This is a genomic window from Streptomyces sp. NPDC040545 (assembly GCF_055595065.1).
This window is the reverse complement of record NZ_JBVIWA010000019.1, coordinates 44,451-61,382: the sequence shown is the minus strand read 5'-3', so window position 1 is coordinate 61,382 and position 16,932 is coordinate 44,451. Positions and strand designations below refer to the sequence as shown.

General features: G+C 75.7%; 14 protein-coding genes and 1 tRNA gene. 9 read left to right on the top strand and 6 right to left on the bottom strand.

Features of this window, described 5'->3' with window-relative positions; translation table 11 throughout:
• Positions 1–401: 401 nt before the first annotated feature.
• On the bottom strand, positions 402–656 hold the full coding sequence (locus ACZ573_RS29715) for a helix-turn-helix domain-containing protein (protein ID WP_471309869.1): 255 nt from the start codon (positions 654–656) through the stop codon (positions 402–404).
• A gap of 82 nt (positions 657–738) precedes the next feature.
• Between ACZ573_RS29715 and ACZ573_RS29710 the strand changes: the two genes are divergently transcribed.
• Positions 739–936 (top strand): hypothetical protein, encoded by a 198-nt coding sequence (locus ACZ573_RS29710; RefSeq protein WP_471309867.1) that lies wholly within the window; start codon positions 739–741, stop codon positions 934–936.
• Positions 937–2,558: 1,622 nt separating this feature from the next.
• The gene (locus ACZ573_RS29705; protein WP_471309864.1) at positions 2,559–2,963 is read left to right on the top strand and encodes an aggregation-promoting factor C-terminal-like domain-containing protein; all 405 of its coding nucleotides are present in this window, start codon (positions 2,559–2,561) and stop codon (positions 2,961–2,963) included.
• Between the two features lie 501 nt (positions 2,964–3,464).
• On the opposite strand, the gene ACZ573_RS29700 is transcribed toward ACZ573_RS29705, so the two are convergent.
• The 3 genes from ACZ573_RS29700 to ACZ573_RS29690 form a co-directional block, all read right to left on the bottom strand.
• Positions 3,465–4,118, bottom strand: coding sequence for an HAD family hydrolase (locus ACZ573_RS29700; RefSeq protein ID WP_471309860.1), 654 nt, complete (start codon positions 4,116–4,118; stop codon positions 3,465–3,467).
• A 56-nt stretch (positions 4,119–4,174) separates the two neighbouring features.
• Complete coding sequence (locus ACZ573_RS29695) at positions 4,175–4,561, bottom strand: hypothetical protein (RefSeq protein WP_471309857.1); 387 nt, start codon at positions 4,559–4,561, stop codon at positions 4,175–4,177.
• A gap of 798 nt (positions 4,562–5,359) precedes the next feature.
• Positions 5,360–5,434 (bottom strand) — tRNA-Trp (locus tag ACZ573_RS29690).
• Between the two features lie 412 nt (positions 5,435–5,846).
• Between ACZ573_RS29690 and ACZ573_RS29685 the strand changes: the two genes are divergently transcribed.
• Positions 5,847–6,968, top strand: coding sequence for a glycosyltransferase (locus ACZ573_RS29685; RefSeq protein WP_471309855.1), 1,122 nt, complete (start codon positions 5,847–5,849; stop codon positions 6,966–6,968).
• Positions 6,969–7,086: 118 nt separating this feature from the next.
• Here ACZ573_RS29685 and ACZ573_RS29680 read toward each other — a convergent pair whose 3' ends face one another.
• The gene (locus tag ACZ573_RS29680) at positions 7,087–7,251 is read right to left on the bottom strand and encodes a hypothetical protein (protein ID WP_471309850.1); all 165 of its coding nucleotides are present in this window, start codon (positions 7,249–7,251) and stop codon (positions 7,087–7,089) included.
• 901 nt (positions 7,252–8,152) lie between these two features.
• Here ACZ573_RS29680 and ACZ573_RS29675 point away from each other — a divergent pair.
• The 3 genes from ACZ573_RS29675 to ACZ573_RS29665 all read left to right on the top strand — a co-directional run bounded on the left by ACZ573_RS29675 (position 8,153) and on the right by ACZ573_RS29665 (position 11,994).
• Positions 8,153–9,757: a phospholipase D-like domain-containing protein gene (locus ACZ573_RS29675; RefSeq protein ID WP_471309847.1), complete on the top strand. Its 1,605-nt coding sequence runs from the start codon at positions 8,153–8,155 to the stop codon at positions 9,755–9,757.
• A gap of 614 nt (positions 9,758–10,371) precedes the next feature.
• Positions 10,372–11,502 carry a PP2C family protein-serine/threonine phosphatase gene (locus tag ACZ573_RS29670; RefSeq protein WP_471309844.1) on the top strand — a complete coding sequence of 377 codons (1,131 nt, stop codon included), beginning with the start codon at positions 10,372–10,374 and terminating at the stop codon, positions 11,500–11,502.
• Positions 11,503–11,616: 114 nt separating this feature from the next.
• Positions 11,617–11,994, top strand: coding sequence for a hypothetical protein (locus ACZ573_RS29665; RefSeq protein ID WP_471309841.1), 378 nt, complete (start codon positions 11,617–11,619; stop codon positions 11,992–11,994).
• Between the two features lie 255 nt (positions 11,995–12,249).
• On the opposite strand, the gene ACZ573_RS29660 is transcribed toward ACZ573_RS29665, so the two are convergent.
• Positions 12,250–12,519 carry a hypothetical protein gene (locus ACZ573_RS29660; RefSeq protein ID WP_471309838.1) on the bottom strand — a complete coding sequence of 90 codons (270 nt, stop codon included), beginning with the start codon at positions 12,517–12,519 and terminating at the stop codon, positions 12,250–12,252.
• Positions 12,520–13,620: 1,101 nt separating this feature from the next.
• On the opposite strand from ACZ573_RS29660, the gene ACZ573_RS29655 reads away from it, so the two are divergent.
• From ACZ573_RS29655 to ACZ573_RS29645, 3 genes are all read left to right on the top strand, one after another.
• Positions 13,621–13,809 (top strand): thiazolylpeptide-type bacteriocin, encoded by a 189-nt coding sequence (locus ACZ573_RS29655; protein WP_382539548.1) that lies wholly within the window; start codon positions 13,621–13,623, stop codon positions 13,807–13,809.
• A gap of 22 nt (positions 13,810–13,831) precedes the next feature.
• A complete protein-coding gene (locus ACZ573_RS29650; protein ID WP_030774781.1) occupies positions 13,832–14,014 on the top strand; it encodes a thiazolylpeptide-type bacteriocin in 183 nt (60 codons plus the stop codon).
• Between the two features lie 205 nt (positions 14,015–14,219).
• Positions 14,220–16,805, top strand: coding sequence for a lantibiotic dehydratase (locus ACZ573_RS29645; RefSeq protein WP_471309832.1), 2,586 nt, complete (start codon positions 14,220–14,222; stop codon positions 16,803–16,805).
• The last annotated feature ends 127 nt before the right edge of the window (positions 16,806–16,932 follow it).

The following is a 16,932-nucleotide window of genomic DNA, read 5'->3' as shown; positions in this document are numbered from 1 at the left end:
ACCTGCGTCGTGCCGCTCATCGCCCGGGTTTCGCACGCGGCTCCGGGCCGGGCGCACTCGCCGGGCCATCGAGCGGCGGACCAGCCGACCTTCACCAAGGCCTGTGCAGCTTCAGCTGCCTTCGGCGACTCCGTAAGGCATTCTGGGACGACCAGTTGCTTGTCATACCGGCACCTGGTGCGCCGAGGGTGTCGACCCCCTGCGCCCGCGACGGTCCTTGCCACCTCCGCTGGCGGGGGATTGTTCCGGGGCTACCCTGCAGCGCACTCCACGTCGGCAGTGGTGAGTGCGGCGAGCTGCCCGGCGTCCAGCTTGGCGCGGCGTCGTTCCTGGTTGGCGAGCCAGATCCCGGCCCGGCCCCGGCCGTCCTACGCGGCCGTTCCAGCCGCCACGTCCTGCCGTCACTTCAGCAAGCCCAAAGTGCGCGCCAGCGCCGTCACCGTCTCCGTGGAGGGCACGGGCCCATCGCTCTGGAACGCCTCCGACACCGTCGTCCGCCCGAGCTCGGCCCGGCGGGCGAGTTCCGTTTTGTTCAGCCGTCTGCGGCGCAGCTCGGCCTCCAGCCTCGCGCGTGGTTCGGTAAGTGCCGGATTTCGGCTGTCCTGCTCGTCGTTCACGTCGCCGTCCCCGAAGGTGGTGTGTTCGCCGGTGTTCATCTTCGTCCCGGCGAACCCCGGCGCACGCCCCTTCCACGACCTTCGGTCATGTCAACACCCCATCGTCTACCGGGAGCTTGCCGTGACTGTCGCTGTCGTTCTCCTGTTCCTCGCCCTCGTGATCGTCGTCGCGCTGTTGGCGGCCGCCGGCGCGGGCAAGCTCGCCCGCCTGGATGGCGCCTCCTACCCCGCTGCGTTCACCCGCGCCGCCACCACCTTCGGTGCGGTCATCACCCTCGCCACGGCCATGGCCGGCGCCCTCGCCGCCTTCCTCACCTGAACCGACCCAGCCGCCGTGCCGGTCGCGGGCCGAACGGAAATGCCTCCTGTTCTCTCACCCGGACGGGCAAGGCTCCACCCGGCCCCGCACCGGAATGGAGTGTGCGGGACCGGCTCCAGTCTCCCGTTGCGGGACGCGGTACGGCCGGGGCCGGCCCCGCGTAGGGGCAGCCCGGCGTACTGCGCCCCGGCCTGCGGGTCGGGTCAGGCGCAGGCCGATCCAGGGCACGGTGCCGCCCTCGCGCAGCAGATAGCGTTCGACCTCGATGAAGCCGTGCCGCTCGGCGAAGCGCAGCCCGTCCGGGCTGGAGGCCAGCACACGGCCGGCTGGTGGCGGGGCGGGGCGGGGCTCAATGACCTGGGCGTCCGACGCGCGGGCCTGGCCCAGGGCACGCCCGTAGAGGCGGGAGCCCCGCCTGGGCCCGGGAACGCCTCGCGAGGCAGATCCTCCTGCGGGACGCGCGAGCGGCCTGACGGCTGCCGCGAACCCGACGCCCGCACGGTCCGGTGCATTCTGCGGCCGGTTGTGGAGTTCAGGGTGTGCCGGCGGACCACCACAGATCGAGGCCCGCCGGCCCCGCGCCCGCAGTGAGGCGCAGTTTTCAGTGGCCGTTGGTGACATCGGCTCGCGACGCCCTGTGGCATTCCTACTGGACAGGGTGATGGCACTTCCCTTGTCCCCCTTGCAGGTGGCCGGGGCGTGGGTGCTGGTCGGGGTTGTCTGCAGGGTCAGGGTGTTCGGGGCGGCCGGGGTCAGGAGTGTTTCCGTGTGCCCGAGCGGCAGCGTCTGGTTTCCTTTTCCGGGGTGTCTGTGAGGGGATCATGGCCGTCCTGCGGGCATGGGGGGTGTTTCGCCCGTGGTTTCGTCCCATGGCCGCGGACGGGCCCAGCGGGGGAGTGCGGGTGCGGTGGGGGTGGGGCCCGGGTCCGCGCTGGTGGTGCCGTGGCGGGTCGGGGGCCGGGGGGCCGGACCCCGGGTCCGTTCCGGCCGTGCCGGACCCGGGTCCGTTCCGGCCGTGCCGGGCCTGGGGTCGTGCCGGGCCGGGGCCGGGGGGCCGGACCCGGCCCGCTCCGGGCCTGCGGGTGTGCCGGGCCTGGGGCCGTGCCGTACCGGTCGGCCGTGTCGGGCGGGCGTGTCGGGGGTGTTGTATGGGCTGGCTCGGGCTGTGCATGGCCTGCGGCCCGCCCCCCCTTTTTTGCCGGACCCTGTTTTCTGGCGCCCCTTGGGGGGTCCGGGTTTTTGGCTCGGTGGTCCGGGGTGGGGGGTCGGGTGGTGACAGTGGGTGAGGTGTGGGGGTTGCGGGGGTGAGGCGTCCCATAGGGCGTAGGTCACATACGAACCGGGATAGGAGCCCCTGAAGGGCCGTGTATCGGTCTCCGGTGCCAGCTCTCACCTGCGCGGATCCCGCTCCGCGGGGGGTGGGGGCGTGGGTCGGTCTCTGCGAGGGTCTTTAGTACCAGGGGTCGTTGCCAGGGGGTCGGGGTGTCTGTAGAACTGGATGAGTCGCCAGGCGGCACGGGGTAGTTCACCCGCCGCCGACGAACCCCTCTCCACCGCGTGAGTGGCTCACGCATGCTCCGGCATGCCTGCGACCGCCCTTGTCCCCGTCGGAAGGTCAATCCGTGTCCAACGCCGTCATCCGCCGTATCGCCACCTCCAAGAAGGCCCTCGCGGGCACCGTCGTCGCCCTGGGTGTCGCCGGTTCCATGCTCGCCACGGTGCCCGCCCAGGCGGCCCCGGTGAGCGCCAAGGCGATCGCACAGCAGATGATCAAGGACCCGGCCCAGTTCGCCGCCTTCGACAAGATCATCTCCCACGAGAGCGGCTGGGACTACACCGCGACCAACGCCTCTTCCGGCGCGTACGGCCTGGCGCAGGCCCTGCCGGCCTCGAAGATGGCCTCCGCGGGCGCGGACTGGAAGACCAACCCGGCCACCCAGATCAAGTGGGGCCTGGACTACATGAACGACCGCTACGGCAGCCCTGTCGGCGCCTGGAACTTCTGGTCCGCCAACCACTGGTACTAAGCCACCAGCACGCACCAGCACCGCACCGACCGCGCGGCACCAGCACCGCACCGCACCGCGCGGCACCGACCGCGCGGCACCGCGTGGCGCGGCAGACGTACGAGAACGCCCGGCCGGGATCTCCCGGCCGGGCGTTCTCGCGTACCCGGACCCCCAGGGCCCCCGGGCTGTCCGGCCCCCGGGCCGTCCGGACCGCAGGGACCCAGGCCCCCGGGCCGCCCCCGGCCGGCCCCCGCCCGCCAGCTGACGCCGCCGGGTGATCGGGAGAGACGGCCCAGGTGTGCGCTCCGCTCAGGCCGGGCTCGCGGCGCCCGGCACCGCGCCCTCGCCGCACTGTCCTCGGCCGCCGACGCTCCGCGCCGACTCCCTCCTCCGCCTTGCGACCCTTCCCCCAGGCCCGGGCCCTTGCGTTCCTTCCCATCCCCCGGGCCTTGCGGGCCCGGGGGGACCCCATGGCACCGGACCCCGCTCCCTGATCCGGCCTGATCGGCAAGAGACGGCCTAGTGCCGGCCGGTGACGAGGCCGGCCAGTTCGCGCATGTCGTCGAAGACGACGGTGCCCGGGCCCGCGAGCCGTTGTGCCGGGGTGAGTCCGCCCGCGTAGCCGAAGGCGCGCATCCCGGCGGCGCGGGCGGCCTGGACGCCGGGGCGGCTGTCCTCCACGACCGCGCACGCGGCGGGGTCGACGCCCATCCGCCGTGCCGCGTGGAGGAAGAGGTCGGGGGCGGGCTTGCCGCGGGCCACCCCGGCAGCGCTGAAGACACGGCCCGCGAAGCGTTCGTAGAGCCCCGTGACACCAAGGGTGTGGCGCATCTTGTCGTGCGAGCCGCTGGAGGCGACACACACCGGCAGGGTGATCTCCGCCAAAGCCTCGGGCAGCCCGTCGACCGCCTCCAGCCCGCTGTCCACCGCGTCCCGGTGGCGCCGCAGGAGCTGCTCCCACCACACGGCGGCCGTCTCCTGGCCCAGCCGCTGCGCGATCTGCCCGCAGATCGACTCCTTGGAACGCCCGATGAACCGGTCGACGACCTCCTCGTGGGTCAGCGGCCAGCCGAGCTCCGCTCCCAGGGCCATCTGGATGCGCATGGCGATGCGTTCGGTGTCGACGAGCACTCCGTCGCAGTCGAATATCACGAGTTCAACCGGCTTGATCATCCCGGCAGCCTAAGGGCCTGCCGGAACCCGCGAGGCCCGCGCGGCGGTGCCCCGCGTCAGGAGGGGCGGACACCCCTGCGGCGGCCGCCGCGGCGCGTACCGAAGTGCAGGGCGAGCCCGGCGGCGGCGGTCGCGGCGGCGACGCCGGCCGCCATGAAGCCGTCGCGTGAGCGCCAGGACAGCACCGACCAGCGCGAGCGCGCGGACAGCAGCGAGCCCGTGCTGAGCCAGGAGGCCGCGGAGAGCACGGACAGGGAGGAACCGATGGAGGCGGCGGAGAGCGCGCAGCCCACGGAGCCGATGGACAGCACCGAGCCCACCGAGCCGACCGACAGCACCGAGCCGACCGAGCCGACCGACAGGAGCGAGTCCTTCGACCAGAGGGAGAGGGCGGACCCCTCACCCCCGCACCACGAGTCCGTCCGCGCATGAGATTCGGTCACGGGCCCATCCTGACAGGGAACAGGCCCCGGGGGACCGGCACCCGCCGGGCGGACCGCCTGCGCGGCCGCGGGCAGGCGCAGGCCGGCACCCCGCCGCCCCGGCCGGGCCCGGGACGCCGGCGGAAGGGGAGCACCTGCCCTTCACGCGCTGCGCGCACCGGAGCGGGCGCGTGACCGGCGGCGTACCGTCGTCCGCCTTCGGCACGGGCGGCCGCGGACCGGTCACCCCGTGCATGAACGCGAACGTGAACGTGAACGTGTACCTGACCGGCCCCTCGGGCCCCGGCCGCCGTGCCTTCCCGCCCGGACCCGGACCACCAGGTCCGGGGCCGCGGAGCTCAGGCGGTCCGCGAAGCGGCCGCACGTGCCCGGTCGGCCTCCGCCTCCGCCGCCGCCGGCGGCGTCACGGCCGTGCCCGCCGCGTCACGGCCGGCCGCCGCCACCGGGGTCCTGAGCGCACCTGTACCGCCGGCTCCGCGCACTGCGGCACGCCGCCGGCGCTCCACCGCCGCCTCCCACTGCCCGCCGGGCGCCTCCCGCACGACGCGGCGCCCGCCCGTGGCCTGACCGCCCGCCAGCCCGCCAGCCCGGTCCGCCCGGTCCGCCCGGGCACGGCGAACGGTCTCGGGTACGAGGGCTGCCGGTCCCGCTGCGCGGAAAGCGCGGACGCCGGCCCGGCCGGCCCGGACACGCTGCCGTCCTGATGCCCCGGCGGGCGGACCGAAGCCCCCTCTCCGCCTCCGACCGCGTGATCACCGGCCCGGGGCCGGCCCGGGCCCGGGGCGGGCCCGGGGCGGGCGGGGCCGGCCGGAATCGAACCGGCGTCCTCGCGATTTTGGAGACCGCGCGCGTCGACCTCTGCGCTACGGCCCCGCCCGTCCCGGGATCGTACCGGTGCCGCTCCACAGCCCGGCAGCCGCCGCCCGGCAGCCGCCGCCCGGCAGCCGCCGCCCGGCAGCCGCCGCCCGGCAGCCGCCGCCCGGCAGCCGCCGCCCGGCAGCCGCCGCCCGGCGGTCCGGCGGCCCGGCGGCGAGGGAAGCCGGCCCGCCCCCCGCCCCCCGCCCCGCCCCGGCCCGCCCCCGGCCCGCCTCGGCCCGCCCCCGGGACGGCGGCCGCCGCCCCGGGGTGCGTCGCACCCTTCCCGGACAGCCGCGCCCAAGAACGTCCGATTATCGACCCTTCGGGGGGAACGCGGCGTGCGTGTACGTCGGTTCACCGGAGGGAACCGGGCCGGGCCGGGCCGGCCCGCCCCGACCGGCAGGCAGACCGATGGCAAGGAGACACCGTGCGCATACTCTTCACCGGACCGGCCGCAGCCGGCCACCTCTTCCCGATGATCCCGACCGCCCAGGCCCTGCGCGCCGCCGGCCACGAGGTGCTGTTCGCGGGCTCGCAGCCCCTGGGCCAGCTCCGCGAGGCCGGCTTCCCGATCGTGGAGATCGGCGACGGCCGCAGCATCCGGGACGTCTTCGAGCAGTCCCCGGACCGGGAAGTGCGCTACGTCGCCCCGGACATGACCACGGACCAGATCCTCGACCGGGCGGCCCACGGCTTCGCGCTCGTCTCCCGCTCCACCGTGGACGGTCTGCTGGAGGCCGCCGAAAGCTGGCGCCCCGACCTGCTGGTCTACGACTCCTTCCAGGCGTCGGCCCCGCTGGTCGCGGCCAAACTGGGGATCCCGTCGGTGGTCCACAACTTCGGCGTCACCTCGGGCCTGGACATGGTCGCCCGGCTCGCCGCCAACTTCACCGAGGCGTACGCGGCGTACGGGGTGGACGCCCCGGCCGAGCCCACCGCGCTGAACATCGTCCCCGCCTCGCTCGGCGGCGACCCGGGCGGCCTGCGCGTGCGCTACCTCCCCTACAACGGCGGCGGCACCGTCCCCGCCGCACTGCTCCGGCGCGCGAGCCGTCCGCGCGTCGCCATCACCCTGGGCACCGTGCTCACCGCGCTGGACGGCGTCCGCGCCATCGTCCGCCTGGTCGAGGCCGCCGCGTCGGTGGACGCCGAGTTCCTGCTCGCCGTCGGCGACGCCGACCTCGGCCCGCTCGGCACCCTCCCCGACAACGTCCGCCCGCTGCCCTGGGTCCCGCTCGCCGAGCTGCTGACCGCCTCCGACGCACTGATCCACCACGGCGGCTCCGGCACCCTGCTCACCGCCCTGCAGGCCGGCCTGCCCCAGCTCCTGCTTCCCCAGGGCGCCGACCACTTCGCCAACGCCGACGCCCTGACCGCCACCGGCGCCGCCCTGCGCTCCGCCTCCGACGGCGTCGACGCCCCGCTCCTGGCCCGCCTCACCGCCGACCCGGCCCTGCGGGAGGGGGCCGCCCGCCTCCGGGCGGAGAACCAGGCCCTGCCGACCCCGGCCGAAACCGTCCCCGCCCTGGAGGCCCTGGCCGCCTCCTGAGCAGCGCGCACCGGGTCCGTACGGCCGCCGGGCCCGGGCCGGACGGCCGCACGGACCCCGCCCCCGACACCGCCCCCGCCCGCACCCCCTGCGGCGGGGGCCGTACGCGGCTTCGCGCTCAGCCCGCGCCGTCGGCGCCCGGGGCGGGCAGGGGGGTGCGGCCGACCACGGCCATGAGTTCGAGCGGGAGTTCCCCGTCGTGCTGCCCGACGGTGAGCCTGTCGTGCTGCCCGACGGTGAGGCCGATCCAGCGGCCGCGCTCCGCGACGGTCCACGCCTGCATGCCGCAGGCGCTCTGGGAGGAGGCTCCCGGCCGGCTCCGGGACCCGCCTCCCGTCGAAGCCGGCCTCCAGGTAGGGCCCCAGGCCGACGGTGAGCGGATCACCCCAGCGCACCGTGAGAGCCGCCGCGGCCGGAGCGCCGGGGACGGCGCTCATCTGCGCGTCGGCCCGGTGCAGGGCCCGGTGGTCCTCGTCGTCCCGGAAGTCCCCGCTCGGAAGTCCCCGCTCGCGCGCAGCACACGGACGTCATGGTCCGGGCCGCCGTAGCCGGCGGCGTCCACGAGGCCCGTCGCCGGGAAGGGCTGCGCGATCATCGAGTCGATGACCGGCAGGTATCGCCCGGGCGCCTCGTCCGGGACGGCTTCCGGCTCAGCGGTACTCCTGGGCACAGGCTACGAGACCGCCCGGACAACCCCCGCAGCGCGCCGCAGGCGACGGCCCGGCCACCGGACGGAGCCGTCCGCGAGACGCTCTCCCGGCCAACCCCCGGACCCCGGCCCCGGCCAACCCCGGATCCCGGGCCCGGCCCCCCGGACCCCGGCCCCGGCCAACCCCCCCCGGATCCCGGCCCCGGCCACCCCCCCCGGACCCCGGCCCCGGCCACCCCCCCCCGGACCCCGGCCCCGGCCACCCCCCCCGGATCCCGGCCCCGGCCACCCCCCGGACCCGGGCCCGGTCGGCGCCCCCCGGCCCCGCCCGGCAGCCGCCCCCGCCCCCCGCCCCCGCCCGGCAGCCGCCCCCCGCCCCCGCGCGGCGGGGGGTCCGGCCCGCGGTGGCCGGAACTCGCCCGGCGCGGGTGAACAGGGGGCTACGTGCTGGTAACTTACGCGAGTTGATCAAGGTCGGGGTGTGGCCGGCCACGCTCCCGGCCGGAGCCACCCCCACCCCAGTCAAGGAACCACATTGGCACGCACCGTCGCCGCGGCGGCCCTCGTCCCCGCCACGGCCCTCGCACTCGGCCTCTCCCTCCTCACGGCCGCCCCCGCGTCCGCCGCGGACGCGCCCACACCGCACCTGGACTCGGTCGAGCAGACCCTGCGCCAGGTCTCGCCGGGCCTGGAGGGCTCGGTGTGGGAACGCACCGCCGGCAACCGGCTCGGCTCCTCCGTCCCCGGGGGCGCCGACTGGCTGCTGCAGACCCCCGGCTGCTGGGGCGACGCCGCCTGCGCCGACCGGCCCGGAACGCGCCGCCTCCTGGACAAGATGCGCCAGGACATCGCCGGCGCCCGGGAAACGGTGGACATATCGACGCTGGCGCCCTTCCCCAACGGCGGCTACCAGGAGGCGATCGTCGCGGGCCTGAAGGAGGCCGCCCACAAGAACAACCGGCTGAAGGTGCGCATCATGGTGGGCGCCGCACCCATATACCACTCCACGGTGATCCCCTCGTCCTACCGCGACGAGCTGCTCGCGAAGCTGGGCCCGGCCGCCGCGGCCGGCATCACCCTCAACGTGGCCTCGATGACCACCTCCAAGACCGCGTTCTCCTGGAACCACTCCAAGCTGGTCGTCGTGGACGGCACTTCGGTGATCACCGGCGGCATCAACAGCTGGAAGGACGACTACCTCGAGACCGCCCACCCGGTCGCCGACGTCGACCTCGCGCTGGCCGGGCCCGCCGCCGGCTCCGCGGGCCGCTACCTGGACTCCCTGTGGGACTGGACCTGCCGCAACAGGAGCAACTGGGCCTCGGTCTGGTTCGCCGCCTCGCCCGGCGCGGACTGCATGCCCTCCCTGCCCCGCCCGGCCGCCCCGGCGGGCGGCGGGGACGTGCCCGCGCTCGCCGTCGGCGGCCTCGGCGTGGGCATCCGCCAGAGCGACCCCGCCTCCTCCTTCCGCCCGGTCCTGCCCACCGCCGGCGACACCAAGTGCGGGATCGGGGTGCACGACAACACCAACGCCGACCGGGACTACGACACCGTCAACCCCGAGGAGAGCGCCCTGCGCGCCCTGGTCTCCAGCGCCACCTCGCACATCGAGATCTCCCAGCAGGACGTGCACGCCACCTGCCCGCCGCTGCCCCGCTACGACGTACGCCTCTACGACGCCCTCGCCGCGAAGCTCGCCTCCGGCGTGAAGGTCCGCATCGTCGTCAGCGACCCGGCCAACCGCGGCACGATCGGCAGCGGCGGCTACTCGCAGATCAAGTCGCTCTCCGAGGTCGGTGACGCCCTGCGCGGCCGCCTGACGGCCCTGACCGGTGACGGCGGCCGGGCACGCACGGCGATGTGCGAGAACCTCCAGCTGGCCACGTTCCGCGCGTCCGACCGGCCCACCTGGGCGGACGGCAAGCCCTACGCCCAGCACCACAAGCTGGTCTCGGTCGACGGATCGGCCTTCTACATCGGCTCCAAGAACCTGTACCCGTCCTGGCTCCAGGACTTCGGGTACGTCGTCGAGAGCCCGGCCGCGGCCGGACAGATCAGCAGCGACCTGCTGGACCCGCAGTGGCGCTACTCCCAGGCCACCGCGGCCTACGACTACACCCGCGGCCTCTGCCAGGCCTGACCCCCCGGCCCCCCGGCCCCCCGGCCCCCGGCCCCCCGGTCCCCGGCCTCCCGGCGCCCCGCCGCCCCCGCAGCACCCGGCCCCCGCGGCCCGGCGCGGCGGGGGCGGCCCCGTACCCGGCCGCCGGGAATACCGCGGGCGCAACCCCCCGCCGCCCCGCACACCGCCCCCACCCCCGACACCGCCGCCGCGCCCGCACCCCGCTCGCCGACCGGGGCGAATCACACCGGCGGATCCGGCGAACGGCCTCCGGACGGTGGTGCCGTTCGGACAGCGCCTCGCCGCACTGCGGGCCGACCAGCCCCACAGCGCCCCCCGGGCGCCCGACCGGCGCCCGACCGGCGCCCGACCGGCGCGGAACCGGGGGCGGTCCGAGGGGGAACGGCCGGCCGGGCGCCTTCCCCGGCGGCGGCGCGGACACGGCGGGCCGGCGGCGCCGAACCCCCCGCAGGTGCCGCCGCGGGCCGCCGGGCAACATGCCGCGGTCGGCGTAATCGCAGCTTCGGCCCGGCTTCCTCCCCACGCTGTGACAGTCGATCACACTCAGGTCAGGAGGCCCGTGTGCACAACTCCCATGGGTGCGCGGCCCTCCGCACGGCGCCCGGGGGCGGGCGGTGAGAGGCACCACCCGCCCGGACACCTCCCTGACGGCCGGCACCGACGACGGCTTCCGGCCGGCCGCACCGCCGGCGTGGACGCGGTGGCTGCCCTTCGTCTACGTGGCCTTCGTCCTCCTCCTGGAAGCCGCCCAGCAGGAGGAATGGGCGGTGAGCCTCTTCCTCGTCGCCCTGCCCGCCATCGCCGCGTACGCCTACGGCCCGGCCGCCGTGGCCGCGTTCACCGTCCTCGCGATCCTCCTGGAAGGCTCCCTCGCCGCGGTCTCCCACCACCTGGGCGAGACCCACCACGTCACCGCCGACATCGCCACCGCCGTCGTCGGCATCCTCGCCACCGCCCTCGCCGCGCACCGCCGCAGCCAAGAACGCCACCTCGTCCACGCCAACTCCGTCGCCGAAGCCCTGATGCGGGCCCTGCTGCGCCCGGTGCCGCACCAGGTCGGCAACGTGCTCGCGGCCGGCCTGTACCGGCCGAGCGAGGCCGGGACCATGGTGGGCGGCGACCTCTTCGACATCCGCGCCACCCCGGCCGGGGAGCGCGCCGTCATCGGCGACGTACGCGGCAAGGGGCTCCCGGCGGTCCGCACGGTCGCGGCGATCCTGGGCACCTTCCGCGAAGCCGCCTACGAGGCGCGGGACCTGCCGGCCATCGCCGCCCGGCTGGAACGGGGGCTGGTCCGCGAGGCCGGGGAGATCCGGGATCCCGAACTGTTCGCGACCGCCGTGCTCGTCGAGTACGACAGCCTCGCGCAACGGGTGACGGTGACCAACCACGGGCACGTGGAGCCGGTACTGATCTCCCGCGGCGAGGTCCGCACACTGCAAGGCCCGCCGGCGCTGCCCCTCGGGCTGGGCGCTCTGGCCGCGGGGGAGCGGCCGGTGCCGTGCAGCCACCGGTTCACCCGCGGCGACGTACTGCTGCTGGTCACGGACGGACTGGTGGAGGCCCGTGACACCGGCGGCGACTTCTACCCGCTCGTGGAACGGCTCCGCCACCGCTTCGAAGGCCGCCCGGCCCCCGGCCCCGCCGACGTCGTCGACTTCCTCAACACCGACCTGCCCCGCCACACCCCCCACCTCCACGACGACGTCGCGATGCTCGCGATCGCCCCGCACGGCCGCACCTGACACCCCACCCCGGTCCCGGCCCCACCGCCCCGCCCCGCCCGCAGACCCCGCAGCCGCAGCCGCAGCCGCAGCCGGAGCCGGCGCCGCCCGGGCCGCCACCGTAGGCTCGCCCGTATGCCCCGCTCCCCGAAGAAGCCCCGCCTGCTCGTCGCCGGCGGACGCAGCTACATGTGGACGGTCCGTCACGGCCACCACGTCCTTCAAGACGGCGGCTGCCGCAAGACCCTCACCCTGACATGCCACCCGCCGGGCACCGGCGGCCTGCTGCGCTTCGTCTTCGACGAGGGCCCCGGCCGGTACGTCTCGGGTTTCACCACGGGCTCGGGCGAGGTGGGGGAGAACGGGACCGGCGCTTTGAACCTGCACGAACCGGGCACCGTACGGGTCCTGCTCGACGCGGCGCTCGCCCGCGGGTGGCGACCGGAGGAGAAACGGGAGACGAAGGCCGACGGCTGGACCTTCCTCGGGGCGGCGGCCGCCGTACGGGGCTGAGCCCGGTCGCCGCACCGGCCCCCACCGGGGCGCACGCGCGGCGAGGACCCCGGCCCGCGGCCGGCCCGCCGGCCGTGCACCGGCGGACACCACGAAGGCCCCGGCATCGGCCCGGGGCCTTCGTGCACTTCGCTGACCTACCGGTTCAACGACCCCGAGCGCAGTACGTCACGCCCGCTCCGGCCCCGGCCCGGCAGGCGGGCGGGGCCGGCCGAGGCACGGGCGCACCACGGCCGGCCCGGCGGTGCCTGTGCCCTACCTGAACAGACGGTCGCCGGGCGCGGCCATGCAAGGCGTGCCGCCGTGCCCGTTCACCCAGTCACGGATGAGGCCGACGGAGCTGGCGCACTGCCGGCTGTCGTCGTACTCACGCACTCCGGTGACGGCCCCGTAGCCCGCGACGATGCCGTCCACCCGCCCGTCGCCCAGCAGCCTGTCCACGTACCAGGGGCCGTTGGAGGCGGCCGTCCAGGACAGGGCCGCCGCGAGCTGTCCCGCGTCACGGTCCGCGGCGCCCTTCTTCATACTCGTAGAACCCGTAGAGCACCTGGATCCCGGCGGCCGTCAGCCGCTGCGCCCCATCACGCAGCCCGGCGACGCTGCACCCGCGGTTCTCCCGCTCCCCGCAGCAGTCCGGGTCCTTGATGTCCAGCCAGACCAGCGACAGCCTGCGCCCTGGTCCGCGTGGGAGAGAATGCGGCCGACCATGCCGCCGAAGCCGGGGCCCAGCCGGCTGTCACCGGCCGAGGAACAGCCGTGGTAGGCCCGCCATCCGTTCGGGTTCCACCACGCGCAGACATCTATCTCGACGCTGTGGGCACCGTGCCTGATCGCGGCGTCCACGCCGTCCAGGGTGTCGACGCGGTGCGCGATGGCGCAGACCGGGTGACGCCGGCCGGCCGCCGCCGGGACCGTAGCGAGCGCGGCGGCGCCGGTGATCGCGCACAGGACCGAGAGCAGCGCCAGGAGCATCCGCGGGCCGGCGCCGTTGTCCGAGGAGAGGGGTCAAGAAAACACTCCGTCATGTCGGTGTCCGAACCGGACGGTTCAACTCACCCCGCACATGCCGGCACGCGATAAATGCATGACGAATGAATCCGGTCGGGAGTGTTCCCGGAAATGGCGGGAAACGGCCTCCGCCCCCTGCGCCGCGTGACGGGAAAACACCTGCGGGAAAAAGAGGGGGCGCGGATTCCGGTGCTCCGCGAATCGCCTCCGCACGGCAAGCCGCCCACCGGGACGGTCCGCACCGCGGGCCACCGCTTCCCGCCCCGCCGGAAGCCACCCGGACGCAACCGTGCACGGCACCCTGCGCGGACGGCCCGCACGCCGCGCATTCCGCACCCCCGCCGGGAAATTCGGAATCCCCCGCTCCCACAGACCCCGGCCGGCCCCGCGCCATACCGGGGGAGCGGACGCGATACCGGGGAAACGGCCGGAAATCCTCTGCGGCCGGTTTCGGCCGACGCCGGCAGCACCGATCAGAACCGGACCCGGACGGACGGCGCACATAACCCCCGGGCACTTGCTGCCGTCCGGACGGCATCGCAATACTCTCCCGACGGTCCGGCCGACCGACATCCAGTGCACTTTCGGCTTTCCGCTTCCACATCCCGGGAGACAGCTATGTCCGACACCGCACACACCCCCGGGGCCGAACTCCACGACCTGGAGCTCGACCTCGGCGACCTCACCGTCACCTCGATGCGGGACACCGCCGCGCTGCCCGAGGGCGGGGCGTCCTGGGGCTCCTGCTCCTGCCAGGGATCCTCGTCCTGCGCCCAGCCGCAGGACGTCACCGCCCTCGAGGTCTGACCCCCTACACGAGAGGCAACCCATGAACGACGCCACGCAGTCCGCCGGTTTCGACCTCGACGACCTCGACCTCGGTGAACTCACCGTGACCTCCATGCGGGACACCGTCGCGCTGCCCGAGGGAGGCGCGTCCAACGGCGGCAGCTCCTGTTCCTGCGGCTCGTCCTCCTGCGCCCACCCGCAGCTGCCCGAACTCCCCCTGTAACCGGGGAACACCACCGCACCACCGCACCACAGCGCCACCGCACCATCGCGCCACTGCGCCACTGCGCCACTGCGCCACTGCGCCACTGCGCCACTGCGCCACCGCACCACTGCGCCACCGCATGACCGCTCGCCAGACGCTTCCCGCCGCGCCCCCGCGCCCGGCGGGAAGCCGCGCGCCGCCCCCACCCACAGGACGGGAACCCATGCCGCAGCCGCGCCCGCGCCCGCAGTCCGCCCCCGGCACCGACGGGTACCGGGTACGGTCCGCGCCCTACGCCCTGGCCCGCGCCACCGTGCTCGCCCACCCGGCCCAGCCTCCCGCGGCGGCCGCCTTCCGGGACCTGCTGACCCGCCTCCACCGGCTCGACACCGAACTGGCCCTGACCGCCGCACCGCTCTGCGACGACCTCTACGCCGCCCGCGACTGCCACCCCGCCGGCTTCCACCGCGACACCGTCCTGCCCCTGCGCCGGGCCCTGCACAACCGCCGTGAACCCCGCCCCGCCCTCCTCGCCCGCCTCGGCGACCTGCCGGCCCGCCTGCCCCGCCTCGCGGCCTGGCTCGCCCTGCGCGCCGACCGCGACATCCTCCTCACCGCCCTCGACACGGCCTGCGGCCCCGCCCTCGACGCCGAACGCGCCGCGCTCGCCGCCCTCTGCCGCGAACCCGCCCTCGCCAAGGCCACCGCCCTGACCAGTGCCGACCTGCTGCGCGCCATGAACCGTGCCGCCACCGGCACGGCCGACCGCCGTGCCCGCAAGGAAGAACCCACCGTGCTGCGCTACGCCCTGCGGGCCAGCACCAAGACCAGCCCGCTGTCATGGTTCACCGCGGTCGGATGGGGCCCACTGGCCGGCCGTCACCTCCCGGACGGCCCCGCCCGCCCGGTGACCTCCTGGGGCACCGCACCCGTCCTCGACGGCCCCCTGCAATCCGTCGTACGGGCCAACCGCACCCTGACCACCGCGCTGACCCTCGCCCTCCTCGACGCGCCGCACCGGCGCACCACCCTTCCCCACCGCATCACCAGCACCGCACGGACCGCCGGCCCGCGCACCGCCTACACCCGCGACCGGCCCTCCTTCGCCGGCGGCCGCTACCTCGTACCCGGCGAGGACCAGGCCGAGGTGGCCTCCGGCGGACCGCTGCGCCTGCTCACCCGCCTCGCCGAGAACCCCGTACCCCTCCCGGACCTGACACGGCACCTGGCCGCGGCGCTCTGCCCGGCCGGCGAGGACGGCGAGGACGGCAGCGGCGGCGGGGACGGCAGCGGCAGCGGCGGCGGGGACGGCGGCGGCGGCGGCCGGGCCGCGGTCGCCGCCTTCCTCGACCGGCTCACCCGCGCGGACCTGCTGGTCCCGCAGCACCCCCTCGCCCCGCAGGACCCCGCCCCCCTGCAACGCCTCGACACCTGGGTGCGCTCCTTCGCACCCGGCCACCCCGAAGACGCCCGCCGCGCCGACCGGATCGCCGAACTCGGCGCGCTGACCGCCCGGTTCGCCGCCGCCCCGGCCGCCGACCGCCCCGGCCTGCTCACCGCCCTCACCCAGCGCTGGACCGCCGAGCTGGCCGCCGCCGGCCGGCCCGTCCCCACCGGCTCCGCCCCGCTGACCGTCCTGTCCGAGGACGTGATCGCCCCGCGCCCGCTGGCACTCGACGGCTTCCTCGGCGCCGCCGACCACGAGGCGCTCGCCGAGGTCACCGCCCTCGCCGAACTCTTCGACCTCGGCCATCTCGTCCGCCGCGCCCTGCGGGACCGCTTCGTCGAGCGCTACGGCCCCGGCGGACGCTGCGCACACCCCTGGGAGTTCGGCACCGACGTCACCGCCGCCTGGGAGTCCGCCGGACGCATCGCGCTGCTCGACCCCGCCGACCGCGACGCGTTCCCCAGCGCGACCGAACCCCTGGCCCGGCTGCGCGCCGAGATCACCGCCGCCCTGCGCGGCCACGACAGCCCCGCAGACAGCCACACCCCCGCTCCCGCCGACGAGGCGGTACTGCCCGCGGACACCCTCAAAACCCTCGGGGAACGGCTCCCCGCCACATGCCTCGAACGCCCCCTCAGCTACACCTACTTCCTCCAGCGCGACCCCGCCGCCGGGCTGCTGGCCGTCAACCACGTCTACGGCGGCTGGGGCCGCTTCACCAGCCGCTTCCTGGACTTCCTCCACCCGAGCGCCACCGCCGAGGTGTCCCGGCAGATCCGGCGCGGCCTGGGACCCGGCGCCCGCCCCGCCCAGATCCGCCCCGTCGGCGGGTTCAACGCCAACCTCCACCCCCTCCTCGTCCCCGACGAGATCGGCACCGACCGCGACCGCACCCCCATCGCCGAGGCCGACCTCGAACTCGTCCACGACGAAGCCACCGACCAGGTCCGCATCCGCCTGCGGACCACCGGCGAACCGCTCGACGTGCTCTACCCCGGCTTCCTCGCCCCCGTGCTCCTGCCCGCCCGCATCGCACCCCACCTCGCCGACCACCCGGCCGGCGCCGTCGACTTCCGGCCCCTCGCCCCCCGCCGGACCCTTGACGCACCCGGCGGCCCGGTCACCGTCAGCTCCCGCCTCCGCCACCGCCACGTGGTCCTCCAGCGCCGCCGCTGGCTCCTGCCGCCCCCGTCGTGGCCGCCCTGCGCGCCGACCTCGCCGCCGACACCCACCCCCACCGGGTCCCCGCAGCCGCCACCGCCGACTGGCGCGCCCGCCTGGGCCTGCCCGAACAGGTCTTCCTCCACCCGGCCGCCGCCGCCCCCACCGGCCGCGCCACCGAAGACTTCCTCAACCGCCTGAACCGCCCCAAACCGCACCTCGCGGACCTCGGCAACGCCCTGCACCTGCGCTGCCTGGCCAAATGGCTGTCCCGGCACACCGACGGCGTCGTCCTGGAGGAGGCCCTGCCCGCACCCGGCGGCCTGGC